Source organism: Paraburkholderia phytofirmans OLGA172, from assembly GCF_001634365.1.
Lineage (GTDB): Bacteria > Pseudomonadota > Gammaproteobacteria > Burkholderiales > Burkholderiaceae > Paraburkholderia.
On sequence record NZ_CP014579.1, the window covers coordinates 1,688,875 to 1,703,932 of the forward strand.

Below are 15,058 nucleotides of genomic sequence, written 5' to 3' on the forward strand. Positions count from 1 at the left end.
TCGATGTCGGCCACCGACGTCAAGTTCTTCAAGCAAGCCCCCTGCTTCTTCAAGCACTCCCTGCCAGCTTTTTTCAGCGGGTGGACTTTCGGAGTCCGGCGGCGTCCAGTATGCCCCGGACGCCGTCATGGGGCTGCGTCCCGAACTAGAAATTAGCAGGCAAAGTCGCCCATGTCGCCACCGCTGCTTCGTTCGATTGTGTGCAGTATCAATCACGCGAAGTGGCCGGCCCCTTGTGGCCGAAGTTGCGTCGTGGCGATTGCGACAGGGCGCGGCCGAACCAACGGGAACGAGCGATGAATACCGCAGAAACATCCTTGCGTTCGCTGGTTGAAAAATGGCTGATGCCAACTTCGGAGACGCCCGTTCGGGTAACCCGATTCGGTCGCACAGGCTCCAGGCGGAGCCGATATGTATGCGTTGAGGCACGGCAACCGGACGGCCCGGTTGCGCTCTTTTTCTTCCGGCACGATGACGGTGCCTGGCGCGTGTTCCCGCCCGAGTGAGACCCGGAGCTAATAACTGGTCAGCTTCGATGGGATCTTGCTTCTGCGTGGGCGGGGCATAAAAGTTTGTGCCAACGGCCCACCCCGGCAAATAAGTCAGGATAAGAAACGACTCTCGGTACTCACTTGACCGAGCACCGGCCCTTTAGCGGAGACGAAAAATGCTGTTGGATGACTCTTCCTTCGCGCGACTGAGACTGCTCGCGCCGATGTTGGATGATGTCCTAGGGTCGCGCGAAATAGATAGTCCTGAACAGGCTGCGCACCTGGAGGCACTTGGCGCACTATGCCTGCTCCTGGCGCAGGAATATCAAAATACCCACCGTGCATAAATCGGAGCACAGCGCGACGCAGACTGGATGCCTTCGCTTATGCAGTCCGTCTCCCGCATGTGACCCACAACGCACCGGCGTCATGCGTAATCGCCAGAGCGCTTGCATGGACGACACGCTACCGTCCACCCACTGCTGCGCGGGGCCAACATTGATTGCAATCGCTGGACAGAATTCGTTTGCAACTTCGGTTTTGTGGCGCGCGCACCGCAGGCCAGCATTGCGCAGGGCTAACGGCGCTGCGGCAGATGACCCCGCTTCGTGCAGCGGGGTCGCGACATCATTCCCCCGTGAAATCTCTTTGGCAATCAAAACGATTCATCGTCAACTTCCATCAGACATTCCGGCCCCGTACCGATAATTTCAATCTGGTAGCTGATTTCCGGCAGAAGTCTCGTAAAGTAAAAGCGGGCTGTTGCCAACTTTGTCGAGTAAAAGCGGTCCGATGATCCGGTCTGCGCCAGCGCGATCCGTGCCATCTGCGCCCATAGATAGCCGAGCAACAGGTGGCCGATTACGCGCGCATAGTGAACGGCGGCCGCGCCGACCGAATCCGGATTTTCCGATGCACCATCGAGAATGATGCCCGTCACGCTTCGCGCTTGTGCAAGCGCCACCAGCAGCGAGCGTGAGAATTGGGCCATATCCACGTCGGCCGAACACGCCAGCGCGAAGCCCTCAATCTCGTCGAACAAACGGTTCAATGCCGTGGCACCGTCTTTCACGACTTTCCGATTGACGAGATCCAATGCCTGAATCCCATTCGTCCCTTCGTATAGCTGGCTGATGCGGGCATCGCGGACGTACTGCTCGATGCCGGACTCGACGATATAACCGTGACCACCGAACACCTGCATGCCCAAATTTGTGCTTTCAAAGGCGTTGTCGGTCAGAAACGCTTTAGCCACCGGTGTGAGCAGCGCCACGCGAGCTGCGGCATCGGCACGCCTTGCACGGTCGCCGTGCGAGGCCTCCTCGTCAGCGAGAACGGCGATCCATGCGGTCAATGCACGACCGCCCTCGGTGTAAGCCCTTTGAGTCAGCAACATGCGCCGCACGTCGGGATGCACGATGATGGGATCGGCAGAATATTGCGGAAATTTTGGCCCGGATCCGCTTCTCATCTGGAGCCGCTCCTTTGCATACGCCGCTGACTGCTGGTACACAAAGTCACTCAGGCCGACCGTCTGCACGGTAACCGCGAGACGCGATGCGTTCATCATCACGAACATCGCGTTCAAGCCCTTGTTTTTCTCCCCGACAAGCCATCCGCGCGCGCCGTCGAAATTCATCACGCAGGTCGAGTTTCCGTGTATTCCCATCTTCTCTTCGATCGCCCCACACTGCACTGAATTGCGCACCGTGGGTTTGCCAGGATCATCAAGCAGGAACTTGGGAACAAGGAACAGCGAGATTCCTTTCGAACCTGGCGGGGCGTCTGGCATTCGTGCGAGCACCAGATGCAAGATATTGTCGGTCAGATCATGCTCGCCGCCCGAGATAAAGATCTTTGTGCCGGTAATACGGTAAGAGCCGTCTTCGGACGGTTCGGCCCGTGTTCTCAACAATCCCAGATCCGATCCGCAGTGCGCTTCAGTCAGGCACATCGTCCCGGCCCATTCACCGGAAACGAGCTTCGGTAGATACGAGCGCTTCAGTTCGTCACTCGCGTGCTCGTGCAGGCAGTTGTATGCACCGTGCGACAGTATCGGATACGCGCTCCATGCCTGATTCGCAGCGCACATCATTTCGGTAACCGCGTTGCCCACCGCCTGCGGCAACGCCTGCCCACCGAAATCAGCCGAGCACGTGAGCGCCGGCCACCCGCCTTCCATGTACTGACGATATGCTTCCTTGAATCCAGACGGTGTCCTGACTTCTCCGGCGCTTTCACGCGTACAGCCCTCGCGGTCGCCAGACAGATTCAACGGCTGCAGGATCTCGCTGCAAAACTTGCCGGCCTCTATGAGCACCTGGTCGATTGTGGCTGCATCCAGGTCCTGGTACGGCGGCATCTGCGCAAAGCGTGCTTCGACGTTCAGCAATTCATGCAGAACAAAATGCATGTCGCGTATTGGCGGATTATATTTACCCATTGTCGTGTCTGAGTTTTCCCATTAGGTTGTCAATTCAGGCGCGCAACGCGCGACGGAGCACTTTTCCTACCGGCGACTTCGGCAGGGCGTCGATGAATTCGAATTGCCGGGGCACCTTGTACGCAGTCAGGAATTCGCGAGAAAACTGCTGAAGGGCGTCTTCCGTAAGCATGCGATCGCGGGCTACGACAAATACTTTGAGTGCTTCGCCGGTCTTTTCATCTGGTACGCCAATGCACGCGCACTCAAGAACCCCTTGATGCGAACTCACGACCGACTCGATCTCGTTCGGATATACGTTGAAGCCCGACACCAATACGACGTCCTTCTTGCGGTCGATGATTGTGAGGAAACCGTCCGGATCGACCATGCCGATATCGCCGGTGCGCAGAAAGCCATCCGGAGTGAACGCCGCCTGCGTCTCTTCCGGCCGGTTCCAGTAGCGACTCATCACTTGCGGTCCCTTGACCGCAATTTCGCCCGCCACGCCGGCAGGGACTTCGTTCCCTTCATCGTCGAGCAGTACAAGGTCAGTCGACGCAAACGGCAAGCCAACACTGCCTTCGTGCCCTGCCGAATGAAGCGGCATCGCGCAAACGCCCGGCGATGCCTCCGTCAGCCCATACGCCCCCTGAAGGCGACAACCCGTCAGTTCGCGCCATCTTTTCGCGACTTCCGGTTCCACCTGAGCACCCGCTCCGGTAGTTTGCCGGAGGCAGCTGAGATCCTGATTTCGGAACGGCTCATACTCCAGAAGTGCGTTAAACAACGTGTTCACGCCGAGCAGAAAAGTGAAGCGGTGATCCCGAAGCTCGCTGACGAAATGCTCAAGATCGCGAGGATTCGGGATAAGTACATTCTTGCGTACCATGGCGACCGAAAAAATGCAGCCCATGGATAGTCCCATGATGTGATACATCGGCAGAATGGTCACCAGGCACTCGTCTGCCTTCCCGAAGCCCGCCCGGAACCAGTCGGACATCATTTGAATATTCGCGACAAAGTTCCGGTGAGTGAGCACAGCCGCTTTTTGCTTGCCGGTCGTCCCCCCCGTGTACTGCAGAAAGGCCATCATATCCAGCGTGACTGTCGGCACCGAAAGCGGCGTGCGCCGCCCAATCGTGAGCGCATCGATGAAGCGGCGTTCTCCCGCCGCCACGGGGCTAGCCTTCGTATCGATGTCAGGAGCTTCGACGCCCTTTGCCAGTTCCCTGAATGACTGCATTTCGCCAGCCGCGACCACGACGATCTTGCGAGCTTTGCCGTCGATCTCCGTTGGCACAGCGGCGATCGACTTCTCGGAAACCACCAGCAGGCTCGCACCGCTGTCCTGCATGTGGAAGAGTATCTCTCGAGTCGTGTAGTTCGGGTTAAGGTTGACAAGCGTCAGACCGGCCCGCAATGCGCCGAACACGACGATGGGATAGTGCAGAAGGTTCGGCAGCATGATTGCGACACGGTCCCCGGCACTGAGTCCCTCAACATTCAGCAAGTAGCTCGCAAAAGCACGACTCAATGTATCCAGTTCCCTGAAGCTAAGTGACGATCCGACGCATACGAATGCGGTCTGGTCGGGGCGTTCCGCACTTGCCCGATCGAGGAAGTCGACGATTGAATGGTATCCGTCAATGTCGATCTCAAAAGGAACTCCATCCTGATACTGCGGCTGCCAAATCCGCTCCATGTTTCCCGTCTCCTGTTAGCATTTTCTGTAATGAACTGCTGCGCAGCCCGGATTGGCGGCTACCGCTGCTCAGCCGGAAGCCGCGCCATCCGGCTCGCGAAACACGCCGGCACAAGCGCAGCCGCTGCGGCCGCAGCAGTCGCATCAATCGAACTGCAACGCATCCCGCACGAAATTGAGGCGGTCCTGCCCGAAGAACATCTGTTCACCAACAAACATAGTCGGTGCGCCAAAGAGCCCTCTGGCAACCGCCGCATCGGTGTCTGCCTTGAGCTTTTCCTTGACTGCCGGATCCTGGACGATTTCGAAGATCAGCTCCGGATCGAGATCTCCGTTTCGCAGCACCGCTTTCAGCGTCTCCATGTCCCCAAGGTTGTGGGGCGTTTCCCACATCGCCCGGAAGATCACGTCCACATAGCGATCGAACAATCCCTCGTCGCGCATCCGTGTACCCGTTGCGCCGCGCATCAAGACAAGCGTGTTAATCGGAAAGTACGGGTTATGCTCGAAACGGACGCCGTAACTCGCCGCGAACTGCGCCAGATCTCGCTGCATCCATGCAGCTTTTGCCGGAACCGTAGCCGGCGACGCGTTGTTGGTAGCCTTATGGATTGCGCCTAGCAGTACGGGCTTCAATGCAAGCTCCGCGCCATACTCGGAGGCGATCTTCGGCAATTGCGTCCAGGCAAGGTATGCGGTAGGGCTACCGAAATCGAAGTAGAAGTCAATGCGTTTGGACATATGCGGTTCCTGGATAACAGATAGGGTTGAGCAGCGCTTCTCGCCACGTGTCACCACGTCTCTCGCCACGGACGCAGGTCGAGCTCGTGCGTCCAGGCGTCACGCGACTGGGTGTAGAGATGCCAATAGTTATCCGCGATATGCTCCGGATTAAGAATGCCGTCGTCGCTTTTTGTCGCGTACCGCTCCGGAAAATTCTCCCGGATGAAGTCCGTGTCAATCGCACCATCCACAACCACGTGTGCGACGTGGATATTCTTTGGCCCGAGCTCACGCGCCATGCTCTGAGCCAAGGCACGCAGCGCGTGCTTCGCTCCCGCAAAGGCTGCAAAATTGGCGGATCCGCGAATCGCCGCAGTCGCCCCGGTAAAGATAATCGTTCCCCGCTGTCGGGCGACCATGCGTTTGGCCACTTCCCGCCCGTACAGGAATCCACTGAAGCAGGCCATCTCCCAGATCTTGAAGTACTTGCGTGCGGTCTCCTCAAGAATGCTGCAGGGAACGTTCGCGCCGATGTTGAACACCATCACCTCAATCGGACCAATCTCCTGCTCGATCCTCGACACGACATCGATGACGTCTTCCTCCTTGCGAGCGTCGGACCCGAACCCCACCGCCGTGCCCCCCTCCGCCTCGATCTGCTTGATCAAGGGTTCGAGTTTTTCGGCCTGCCGACGCACCACGCAAGCAACCATGCCCTCGCGCGCGAACCTGCGGGCAATTGTCCCTCCGGTTGCATCGCCCGCGCCGATCACCAGTGCCGCCGGCCGCTTATTTGTTGTTTCACCTGCCATGCTCATCTCCTTTAATTAACGCACGTTCATTTATAAATCGACACCGCGAATATGCCTAGTCATTGATTACCCTAGTATCGCTTTCACACAACGACCGAGAGATCGAAGGGATTGGGGCGATATAGCGCGACGTCGGCAGACCCGGAGAAACTCGGGCTTGAATGATTGGTAAACGACGGTTATGCTATCCTGTAAGGATTGTCACCGAGGGAATTTAGCGGAGCCTCAACATGCGTTACTCCAGTACCCACAAGGCAGAAACCCGCCAAAGACTCATAGCCAGCAGCAAAGCCATTGCGAAGCGCGGCGGGTTCGCAACCACGGGCGTCGATGCGCTGATGGGATCGATCGGGCTCACTGGCGGTGCTTTCTACAACCACTTCCCGTCCAAGGATGCGCTCTTCGAGGCCCTGGTTGCCGAGGAAGTTGAAAAGAGCACCGAGATGCTCGCTGGCGACGGCACCTCCCCTGTCGATCATGTAGCCAAGTGCCTACGAAACTACTTGAGCTCCTTTCACGCATTGCACCCCGAGGAAGGCTGCGTCCTTCCCACGCTCGGGCCGGAGATCGCCCGCGCAGCACCCGATGTGCGCGAGGCCGTTGAGGACGCAGTCAAACGCATCCAGAAGAGCTGGAGCAATCGCACCGGCGATTCCGACGCGGCGTGGGCACTCATCGCTCAGTGTGTGGGGGCGTTGGTGCTCGCGCGTGCCGTCGAGACCGAGCGCACACGAAAGGAGATCCTGGCGGCCAGCCGCCGATTTCTGGCCAAAGCCCTCGCGATGGATTCGCTGCGCTGAGTGGCGGCGGTGAGATGTCGGCGGATATTTCCACTCGTCGCCACCCAAGGCGTAGATACATTCGCCAGCCATCTTCGCCGCCTCCATATCGACAAACCGACGTCGTCATCTTCCTGGCGACGGCCGGTTCCCGACTTGCTACAGTCCTAGCTGATTTGAATGTCCGTATAGTCGATCCAGATCAGGAGCCGATCTTCCAGGACATTGTAGTTGTCGTCACAGAGATAGGCCCTTCTTCGATTCGGAATCAGCAGGCCGTTCGATTCCGCTAAATCGGACGTGTAATGCGCAACGTTACAACCTCCAGCAATATCCAGCGTGTAGTCCTGGCGGCGCAGCAGGAAGTCATCGCCAAAGTAGAACGTCTGGACGGCGCTATGGCTGACGATATCCGGCGGGAGGGTCACGCGCAGCGCACGCCACGTCTCGTCTCCATGTCGAAGCGGAGCCCCTTCCTCGACCGTCACCCCGGGTAACGTAAACATGAACGGCGCGTTGAGATAGATCCACTGCGTATAGCCGCCAAAATACGCCCGGTCCAATGGATCCCACGCCGTATCCAGATCGTGCCCAGCAAAGTGCTCGCGCGGATTCGTCCGCTCGCTCAGCATGTCGCCATCGAGCGTCTCCACGGTCACGCGGTTCGGCGTGAAGCGCGCAAGCCTGTCTGCCGTGCCAAACGGTGTGATCGAACTCGCTTGCCGGTGCGTGGAAACCATCACACGGCGTGGCTCAGGAGCTTGTGGCGCTTTGCGATCGAGCAATTGACCACCGCTGACAATCGTCGCGGCAACGTTGCTAAAGCTATTCCAGCGCTCAACCCCGCCATGCGCCCGAAGGACGGATGCCAGTAATTGATTCATCGAAAAAACTCCTGTTTCCTCGGATAGTGATTCGAATTCGTTCGTAGCTCGTGCGCTCAACGCGGACGAGCGAACACCAAAAATCTCGGACGAGCATTGAACACCACGTCACCCGCCTCATTCAGCGTATCGGCGGATACGGCGACAATGCCTCGGTCCTGCTTCGACTTCGACGTCGTCACATCAACGATCGTGCTGACGACACGCAGCACATCCCCCGCCCTGACCGGCTTCAGCCAACCGATTTCGCCACCCATGCCAATGACGCCGCAGGCGAACGGAAGACCACCCGAAGTCCAGAGTCGCATTGTGATCGCAGCGGTATACCAGCCGCTGGCGACGAGTCCGCCGAAGAACGTCGAGCGTCCGGCCTCCTCGTCAAGGTGGAAGGGCTGCGGATCGAACTGTTGAGCGAATCGCTTCATGTCTTCTTCGTCAACGGCAAAGGAGCCGGATTCGAAGCGCATCCCGGCAGAGAGGTCTTCCAGATAAAGTAGCTCCATATTCATCAATCCCGTTGTACCTGCGATAACGGCGGCAAGCCTCCCCGGACTGCGGATAGGCGACCGACAGCGCCGATGTCGTCATTTCGACATCGGCGTGCCCCACGTTTTGAAAAATGCCCGCGCGCGAAACACGCAGACCGGGTACTAACCGACCATTGCCGCCTCGATCAGCCGAGCAGTTGTCCCAGCCGCCCATGGATCAGCCTCGTGGCGTCGGACATGATGCGATCGATCAGTTCTTTCACAGTAGGAATGTCGTCGATCAGACCCGCCACCATCCCGCAGCTCCACGCGCCTGCATCCATTTCGCCATCGAGCATGACCTTGGGATAGACACCGGAAACCTGTTCGACGATGTCCTCGATCTGCAGGTCGCCGCCTCTCTCCCGTTCGATTTCGAGCAGGCGATCGACGCCGGTATTCTTCAGGACGCGCTCGGTATTTCTCAGGCTGCGCATGACCAGCCGCGTATCCAGCTCCGTCGCAGCCACGATCGCCTTCTTGACGTTTTCGTGCACGGGCGCTTCTTTGGTCGCAACGAAGCGCGTGCCCATGTTCATCCCATCGGCTCCCATTGCGAGCGCGGCGACGAGACTGCGAGCGTCTGCCATGCCTCCCGATGCCACAAACGGAACCTTGAGTTCGTCTGCTGCGCGCGGGAGAAGGATCATATTGGGCACGTCGTCCTCGCCCGGATGTCCGCCGCATTCAAATCCGTCCACGCTGACGGCGTCGCAACCGATCTTTTCCGCCTTGAGCGCATGGCGAACAGACGTGCATTTGTGGATCACCTTGATGCCCGCGGCTTTGAACAGCGGCATATATTGTTCAGGACTGCGTCCCGCCGTTTCGACGATCCTCACTCCCCCTTCCGCGATCGCAGCAATGTATTCCGGATAGGGGGGCGACGAGAATGTAGGAAGGAATGTGACGTTCACGCCGAAGGGCTTGTCTGTCATCTCGCGACACTTCGCAATCTCTTTGGAAAGCAGCTCCGGGGTCTTCTGTGTCAACGCAGTGATCAGCCCAAGACCGCCTGCGTTCGAGACCGCTGACGCCAGCTCTGCCAGGCCGACAAAGTGCATGCCGCCCTGGATAATCGGATGCGCAATGCCAAACAGCTCGGTGATACGTGTCTTCATGAGGGTTTCCTTTGATGCAAACGTGACTTGAATTTCAAACAACTTCGAACAGGCCGGCGGCACCCATACCGCCTCCGATGCACATGGTGACAACGACATATTTTTCGCCGCGACGCTTCCCCTCGAGCAGGGCGTGACCCACCAGGCGCGCCCCGGTCATGCCATAGGGATGGCCGATTGAAATGCCACCACCATTCACGTTCAGCTTCTCCGGATCGATACCCAATCTGTCCCGGCAATAGATCACCTGACACGCAAACGCTTCGTTCAATTCCCAGAGACCTATGTCGTCGATTTTCAGTCCGTGACGCGCCAGCAGTTTGGGCACGGCAAAGACGGGCCCGACACCCATTTCCTCCGGTGCGCATCCCGCCACTGCAATACCGCGATACACACCCAACGGTTGCAGGCCACGCCGCTGCGCCAACCTGCTGTCCATCAAGACGCTGGCTGATGCACCGTCGGATAACTGGCTTGCGTTTCCGCCAGTCGTGACCCCGTCAGGAATGGCAGGTCTGACCTGTGCCAACGTGTCTACTGTGGTGTCCGGACGATTTCCTTCGTCGCGATCCAACGTCACCTCGCGATAGCCAATCGTCCCAGTTTCCTTGTCGGCGACTGCCATGGTGACCTTCATCGGGACAATTTCCTTACTGAAACGCCCTTCACGTTGCGCCACAGCAGTACGACGTTGCGACTCCGCAGCGTAGATGTCCTGCGCCTCCCGAGACACGCCATATTTCCTTGAAACGATCTCTGCTGTCTGAAGCATCGGGATGTAAGCGTTAGGCACACGCTCGACCAACGCGCTGTCGGCGTCAGCGCCGACCCAGTCTACGAACTTGTTCTGTACCAGCGAAATACTCTCCTGTCCGCCAGCAACAACGACATCCATACCGTCGACAATAATCTGCTTGGCGGCGATCGATACCGCCATGAGGCCGGAGGCGCACTGTCGATCGACAGTCTGACCCGCAACGGTCAACGGCAGATCCGCTGCAAGCGCTCCCAAACGCGCGACGTTCATGCCAGAGGTACCTGCGGCCATCGACGTACCGATTACCACATCATCGACCTCGCTCGGGTCGACTCCGGCTCTTTGGACAGCATGCGAAACCACGTGGCCGACCATAGCCGGTGATTTCGTCATGTTCAGCGATCCCTTGTAGGCCCGGCCGATTCCCGTGCGAGCCGTAGAAACGATGACAGCTTCTCTCATGATGTGTATCAGTTCCTCCAGGAGGCGGGCGGTGATAGCCCGCAGGTGTCAAAAAAATGCTCAACGAACAAGATCGCGTCGGGCTGATGACCTCACGGTAACGGTGACAACCAGCCAACATAAGCATGTCGGCCCAGCAGCAACGTACCGTGCAGTCATACGAACAGCGCCGCCAGTACACTTGCCGGCTGGCAGAGTCGCCTTCCAATGCAGTTATTCGCCTGCTCCGCGCACACTCTTTTAATAAACGAACGTTTGTCTATAACCTTATGCCAACCTCCAGGACGTGTCAAGACGAGCGAACCCATGTCACGGCACGACCAAAGTCCCCGTTAACGTTACTGAACATTGACTTACCCTTGGCGACCATGGGAAAACCCTCATCGATATCCGGACGGCCGGTGCGTAATACCTGCGCTCCTGCAAGCGTTGCGCGCGCTCAACCTGCGCAGGATCTGAGGTATGAAATGGGCCAGTAGGTATCGACGTAACGGCCGCAGCGTTGCAAAGGCTTCGCCTGCCGAAGATGGGGCATGAAGGTTCTGTCGCGATAGGGATCGAGTGAGGAACGAGATCGAAATGCGAAGCGCTGCCTATATTTCTAGATCATAGAATTGATCAGCGGCGGACGGATGAGTTCCGCGTGCGCACTTCATCGATAGGCGTTTCACGATCAGCATTGATCGCTTCAAGCGCGGCGAAATTGGCGCCGCGCTTGTCGATGGTCACCCTCTCGGGGACGCCCTTCTGGGCGATCGATTTTCAAGGTAACGCAGGGCTGCAGTCTCGTCACGATGGGCGCACAGCAGGAAGTCGATAATGGCCGTAGAACGCCCCCTTCGACGCGCTCGCTCTCGACACTTTGGGCAACCTGGCCAACAAAAATGACTAAACTATTCAGAGCAGTCCGCGGCCGAACCCCACATCCGGCGTAATCGACATGTTTCGCTGGGCTCTGGGTGGCCATTCGACCACGTATGCATGCTTGCCAGTGTGGGCCTTGAGTACGGGATGATCATCGCCAGCAACGCCTTCGTCCTGGTACAGGGTCGACACAGCAACTTTTCGAGTGCCGACGCGTTCAGCGACACCTTTCAGCACGAGCGCCAACACGCGCCGCAAAACCTTAATTCATTTGGATCACGAAACAATTAGTACGTTACTAGAGAAAGCCGTTCTGGCCCATGGCGGGATCGACAACTGGAACAAGTTTCGGAGCGTTTGCGCGACGCTCGATATCTCCGGCGCCACGATCCCTTTTCTCTACACTCTCCCAGGTTTCAAGACTGAGGAGCTGCCCGAATGGGAAGAAGACGGCCAGGTCTGGCGAAGGCTGAAGGTCACTTTCCCCGAATCGATTGTCATCCATAGCCGCGAACAGATTTCCTACTTCGGGGAAGACGGTCTGTTGCGTCGGCACGACTATACGGTAGATGTAATGGGCGGCGCGAGTGGGGCAAACTATGCGTCGAACTACCGTGACATCGGAGGAATCATCGTCCCAACGGAACGTCGTGTGTACGCGTACGACGACTCGGGTCAAAAGGTCGACAACCCGCTGCTGGTTTCCATCGATTTTTCACGATGTATCGTGCCGCGTGGAATAGGCAAACGGGTCGACGACGACGGTCACACTCATGACCGCAATCCCTGAAGCTCATGCGATAAGTTCTAGCAGGCCAGGCAGCCTGCCAATCGCATCGGGCTATAGTCCGACCTGGCTCGTCAGAAGAACCACACCATTCTTCCCGGGCCCACTCGCATGTTCGATTGCTTTTCTGAAATCAGCAAGAGGATACTCGCCCGCAATTGCGAAAACATGAGGCGCTTCTTTAGCGAGCTGCATGGCCATATCGCGATGTTGCTTCTGCTCCGCCAAAGAGAAGTTCATCCATTCGGTAAAGACCACGCCTTTAAACGCCAGGCCTCTCGGCGCAAACCCGGACAGATCCGGCGCGCCCGTCCCCAGCCAGCCAAAGTTGACAACCGTTCCGCCATCCGAGAGAAGCGATGTCAGGTCATCGACCAGCGCTCCGCCGACCGCGTCGAAGATGACGTGCACCGGCCTGGACCCCATCGCGGAGCGCACCTGTTCCTGCCACCCGCTCGCCTCTGTCGCGATCACCGGCGTGCCTGGCAAAGACGCCTCAAGAAGTTCGGCGCCCGCCCGTGTCCGGACAAGCCGGATCATGGTCAGGCCGATCTTCTGCCCCAGGGCCGTCACGATACGCATCACCGATGAGCCTGCCGCCGTCTGGATTACCGTAACGGGCAATTCGGGGACCGGCAACGCGTTGTGCCCGGCGCGAAGCACGACCTGGGCGGTCATGGTGTTGATGAGAATTTGCGCCGCTACGGCGTCGCTCACTTCGTCCGGAACCGCGACCAGCGAAGTGACAGGAACCTTTGAATATGTTGCCCATGTTCGCCCCGTTCCGGAAAGGAACATCACTCGTTGCCCAACAGCAAACTGCCCTTGATGCGCGGCATTGCTCCCCAGCTTTTCGATCACGCCAACGCCTTCAAAACCCGGCGTACGGGGCGCGCCCGCCGGGATCGGGGCCGCCCTTCCGCCGCGTTTGTCGCCGGCAATCATCAGCAGGTCTCCCGGATGGATTGGGCGCTTTGAGACGCGTACCAGTGCGTCGTGCGGTCCGGGTTCAACCTCGGACATCGGACGCTCTACAAGGCGCAGGACCGAAGCGGGGTGACCATATTCCGCATGTTCGATCGCCGTGAAAACGCCCACATTTGCCGCTTCTTTCTGATCTGATGACATCGCATCTCCTGATTAAAAACGCCATGTGCGCCATGCATGCCTGATACACCGCGCGCACACTCAACCCGGAACCTACCTGGTCTGTGGTTGCGGACCGGCGGATCCGACGGTTACCGCATCACCCCATCCACCGCCCAGCGCGCGAATCAGGTTCACGGTAGCAGCCGCCTGAACGCCGGAAAGCTGGACCGCCGTCGTTTGCGACTGAAGTACCGTACGTTCGGCGTCAATCACGTCGAGATAATTGACGGCGCCGTCCTTGTACTGGGTTTGCGAAATCTCCGCGGCACGCTGCGATGCATGCACGGCCTCGTTCTCGGTCTGGGTCTGCTGCTCAAGAATCCGCAGGTCCGACAGGTTGTCCTCGACCTCCTGGAACGCCTGAAGGACCTGCTGACGGTAGTTCGCCGCGTCCTCATCGAACACCGCCCGGGCGTTCGCCAGGTTTCCCTTGCGGCGGCCCCCGTCGAACATGGGCACCGTCAACGCAGTACCGGCAAGCGGGCCGAGCAGGAATGCCCGACTGGACCATTTGAAGAGGTCTCCCAGCGTCGCTGACTCGAACCCTGCATTACCCGTGATCGACAGCGACGGGAAGTAGGCTGCCCTGGCGACACCAATTCGCGCATTTGCCGCAGCCGTCGCACGCTCAGCGGCGGCAATATCGGGCCGCCGCTCGAGCAGCGCAGACGGCAACCCCGGCGGAATCCGGATCTGCACCGGTTGCAACGGGTTCGAGGCCATCGAAAACCCGGCGGGCGCCTTGCCCAGAAGAACCGCAAGGCTATGCTCGGCGGTGGCCCTCTGTCGCTGCGCCGTCATCTCATCGGAGCGCGCCGTTGCCAGCTCGGCTCGCGCCCTCGCGACGTCGAGTTCGGCAATATCGCCATTCGCGAACTTCGACTGCACAAGCTTGAGCTGCTGCTCGCGAAGCGAAACGTTCTGCGCATACACCTGCAGTTCCGCATCCAGCTCGCGGACCTTGAAATAGTTCGCGGCAACGTCCGCCTGAAGCGAAAGCTGCACCGAGCGCAGGAGCGCCTGCGATGCCTCGCTTTCTGCAGTACTCGCCTTGACCGCATCCGACACCCGACCGAAAAGGTCCGCCTCGTAGCTCGCCGTCGCCTGCGCACGCCACAGGGTCTGGGCGGGCACGTCGCCACCGTCCGGCTGGAACTGCGAGGCCGACGTGACCTTTTCTCGGGTGGGCCCGAAGCCGGCGCCGATAGTCGGGAACAGGTCCGCCCGGGAGACCTGCTGAAGGGCGCGGGCCTCCTTGACCCGGGCCGCCGCGGCAGCCAGTTTCTGGTTGGCAGACAGCGCCTGCTCCTCGAAGTCGTCAAGGGTGGCGTCGTCAAAAATCACCCACCACTTCCCTCGGGGAATCTGGTCGGACGGCTGCGCGATTTTCCAGGCACCCGCCTCGCCTTCTGTTCCGGCCGTGGCCGTTATGGGCGGCGCCTCCTTGAACGCGGTGGCGCTGGCCACGTCCGGGACCTTGTACTGCGGCGCAAGCGAGCAGCCTGCGCCCAGAAGTGCCGCGCTCAGGAGCGTCAGCGAACCCAGCAGAACACGTTTCACTGTAATTGTCGACAT

At 59.0% G+C, this 15,058-nt stretch carries 13 protein-coding genes and 1 pseudogene; 2 read left to right on the forward strand and 12 right to left on the reverse strand.

Annotated features, from left to right (window positions below):
* Positions 1-1,146 precede the first annotated feature (1,146 nt).
* From AYM40_RS27580 to AYM40_RS27595, 4 genes are all read right to left on the reverse strand, one after another.
* A complete protein-coding gene (locus AYM40_RS27580; RefSeq protein WP_063499296.1) occupies positions 1,147-2,934 on the reverse strand; it encodes an acyl-CoA dehydrogenase C-terminal domain-containing protein in 1,788 nt (595 codons plus the stop codon).
* Between the two features lie 34 nt (positions 2,935-2,968).
* Positions 2,969-4,618 carry an AMP-binding protein gene (locus tag AYM40_RS27585; protein WP_063499297.1) on the reverse strand — a complete coding sequence of 550 codons (1,650 nt, stop codon included), beginning with the start codon at positions 4,616-4,618 and terminating at the stop codon, positions 2,969-2,971.
* Between the two features lie 144 nt (positions 4,619-4,762).
* A complete protein-coding gene (locus AYM40_RS27590; RefSeq protein WP_063499298.1) occupies positions 4,763-5,359 on the reverse strand; it encodes a 2-hydroxychromene-2-carboxylate isomerase in 597 nt (198 codons plus the stop codon).
* A gap of 50 nt (positions 5,360-5,409) precedes the next feature.
* The gene (locus AYM40_RS27595) at positions 5,410-6,153 is read right to left on the reverse strand and encodes an SDR family oxidoreductase (protein WP_063499299.1); all 744 of its coding nucleotides are present in this window, start codon (positions 6,151-6,153) and stop codon (positions 5,410-5,412) included.
* A gap of 230 nt (positions 6,154-6,383) precedes the next feature.
* On the opposite strand from AYM40_RS27595, the gene AYM40_RS27600 reads away from it, so the two are divergent.
* A complete protein-coding gene (locus tag AYM40_RS27600; protein ID WP_063499300.1) occupies positions 6,384-6,953 on the forward strand; it encodes a TetR/AcrR family transcriptional regulator in 570 nt (189 codons plus the stop codon).
* 146 nt (positions 6,954-7,099) lie between these two features.
* Here AYM40_RS27600 and AYM40_RS27605 read toward each other — a convergent pair whose 3' ends face one another.
* The 6 genes and pseudogenes from AYM40_RS27605 to AYM40_RS41555 all read right to left on the reverse strand — a co-directional run bounded on the left by AYM40_RS27605 (position 7,100) and on the right by AYM40_RS41555 (position 11,739).
* Positions 7,100-7,816, reverse strand: coding sequence for a hypothetical protein (locus AYM40_RS27605; RefSeq protein WP_063499301.1), 717 nt, complete (start codon positions 7,814-7,816; stop codon positions 7,100-7,102).
* 56 nt (positions 7,817-7,872) lie between these two features.
* Positions 7,873-8,319 carry a MaoC family dehydratase gene (locus AYM40_RS27610; protein WP_063499302.1) on the reverse strand — a complete coding sequence of 149 codons (447 nt, stop codon included), beginning with the start codon at positions 8,317-8,319 and terminating at the stop codon, positions 7,873-7,875.
* Between the two features lie 170 nt (positions 8,320-8,489).
* Positions 8,490-9,464 (reverse strand): NAD(P)H-dependent flavin oxidoreductase, encoded by a 975-nt coding sequence (locus AYM40_RS27615; RefSeq protein WP_063499303.1) that lies wholly within the window; start codon positions 9,462-9,464, stop codon positions 8,490-8,492.
* Positions 9,465-9,498: 34 nt separating this feature from the next.
* Positions 9,499-10,683, reverse strand: a complete 1,185-nt coding sequence (locus AYM40_RS27620) for an acetyl-CoA C-acyltransferase (protein ID WP_063499304.1) — start codon at positions 10,681-10,683, stop codon at positions 9,499-9,501.
* A 593-nt stretch (positions 10,684-11,276) separates the two neighbouring features.
* Positions 11,277-11,501: pseudogene (locus AYM40_RS40695) on the reverse strand (IS6 family transposase); the annotation flags it as partial.
* Between the two features lie 79 nt (positions 11,502-11,580).
* Entirely contained in the window at positions 11,581-11,739 is a 159-nt protein-coding gene (locus AYM40_RS41555) for a hypothetical protein (protein WP_158515338.1), read from the reverse strand.
* Between the two features lie 13 nt (positions 11,740-11,752).
* Here AYM40_RS41555 and AYM40_RS27630 point away from each other — a divergent pair, with 13 nt between their 5' ends.
* The gene (locus tag AYM40_RS27630) at positions 11,753-12,337 is read left to right on the forward strand and encodes a hypothetical protein (RefSeq protein ID WP_181448467.1); all 585 of its coding nucleotides are present in this window, start codon (positions 11,753-11,755) and stop codon (positions 12,335-12,337) included.
* A gap of 51 nt (positions 12,338-12,388) precedes the next feature.
* Here AYM40_RS27630 and AYM40_RS27635 read toward each other — a convergent pair whose 3' ends face one another.
* Both AYM40_RS27635 and AYM40_RS27640 read right to left on the reverse strand, forming a co-directional pair.
* Positions 12,389-13,462, reverse strand: a complete 1,074-nt coding sequence (locus AYM40_RS27635; RefSeq protein ID WP_082855341.1) for a zinc-binding dehydrogenase — start codon at positions 13,460-13,462, stop codon at positions 12,389-12,391.
* Positions 13,463-13,534: 72 nt separating this feature from the next.
* A complete protein-coding gene (locus AYM40_RS27640) occupies positions 13,535-15,058 on the reverse strand; it encodes an efflux transporter outer membrane subunit (RefSeq protein WP_063500744.1) in 1,524 nt (507 codons plus the stop codon).

What these genes read in the sequence shown, in the direction of transcription:
- AYM40_RS27580 (WP_063499296.1), bottom strand. Translation starts at nt 2,934, where the DNA reads ATGGGTAAATATAATCCGCCAATACGCGACATGCATTTTGTTCTGCAT.
- AYM40_RS27585 (WP_063499297.1), bottom strand. Translation starts at nt 4,618, where the DNA reads ATGGAGCGGATTTGGCAGCCGCAGTATCAGGATGGAGTTCCTTTTGAG.
- AYM40_RS27590 (WP_063499298.1), bottom strand. Translation starts at nt 5,359, where the DNA reads ATGTCCAAACGCATTGACTTCTACTTCGATTTCGGTAGCCCTACCGCA.
- AYM40_RS27595 (WP_063499299.1), bottom strand. Translation starts at nt 6,153, where the DNA reads ATGGCAGGTGAAACAACAAATAAGCGGCCGGCGGCACTGGTGATCGGC.
- AYM40_RS27600 (WP_063499300.1), top strand. Translation starts at nt 6,384, where the DNA reads ATGCGTTACTCCAGTACCCACAAGGCAGAAACCCGCCAAAGACTCATA.
- AYM40_RS27605 (WP_063499301.1), bottom strand. Translation starts at nt 7,816, where the DNA reads ATGAATCAATTACTGGCATCCGTCCTTCGGGCGCATGGCGGGGTTGAG.
- AYM40_RS27610 (WP_063499302.1), bottom strand. Translation starts at nt 8,319, where the DNA reads ATGGAGCTACTTTATCTGGAAGACCTCTCTGCCGGGATGCGCTTCGAA.
- AYM40_RS27615 (WP_063499303.1), bottom strand. Translation starts at nt 9,464, where the DNA reads ATGAAGACACGTATCACCGAGCTGTTTGGCATTGCGCATCCGATTATC.
- AYM40_RS27620 (WP_063499304.1), bottom strand. Translation starts at nt 10,683, where the DNA reads ATGAGAGAAGCTGTCATCGTTTCTACGGCTCGCACGGGAATCGGCCGG.
- AYM40_RS27635 (WP_082855341.1), bottom strand. Translation starts at nt 13,462, where the DNA reads ATGTCATCAGATCAGAAAGAAGCGGCAAATGTGGGCGTTTTCACGGCG.
- AYM40_RS27640 (WP_063500744.1), bottom strand. Translation starts at nt 15,058, where the DNA reads ATGTCGACAATTACAGTGAAACGTGTTCTGCTGGGTTCGCTGACGCTC.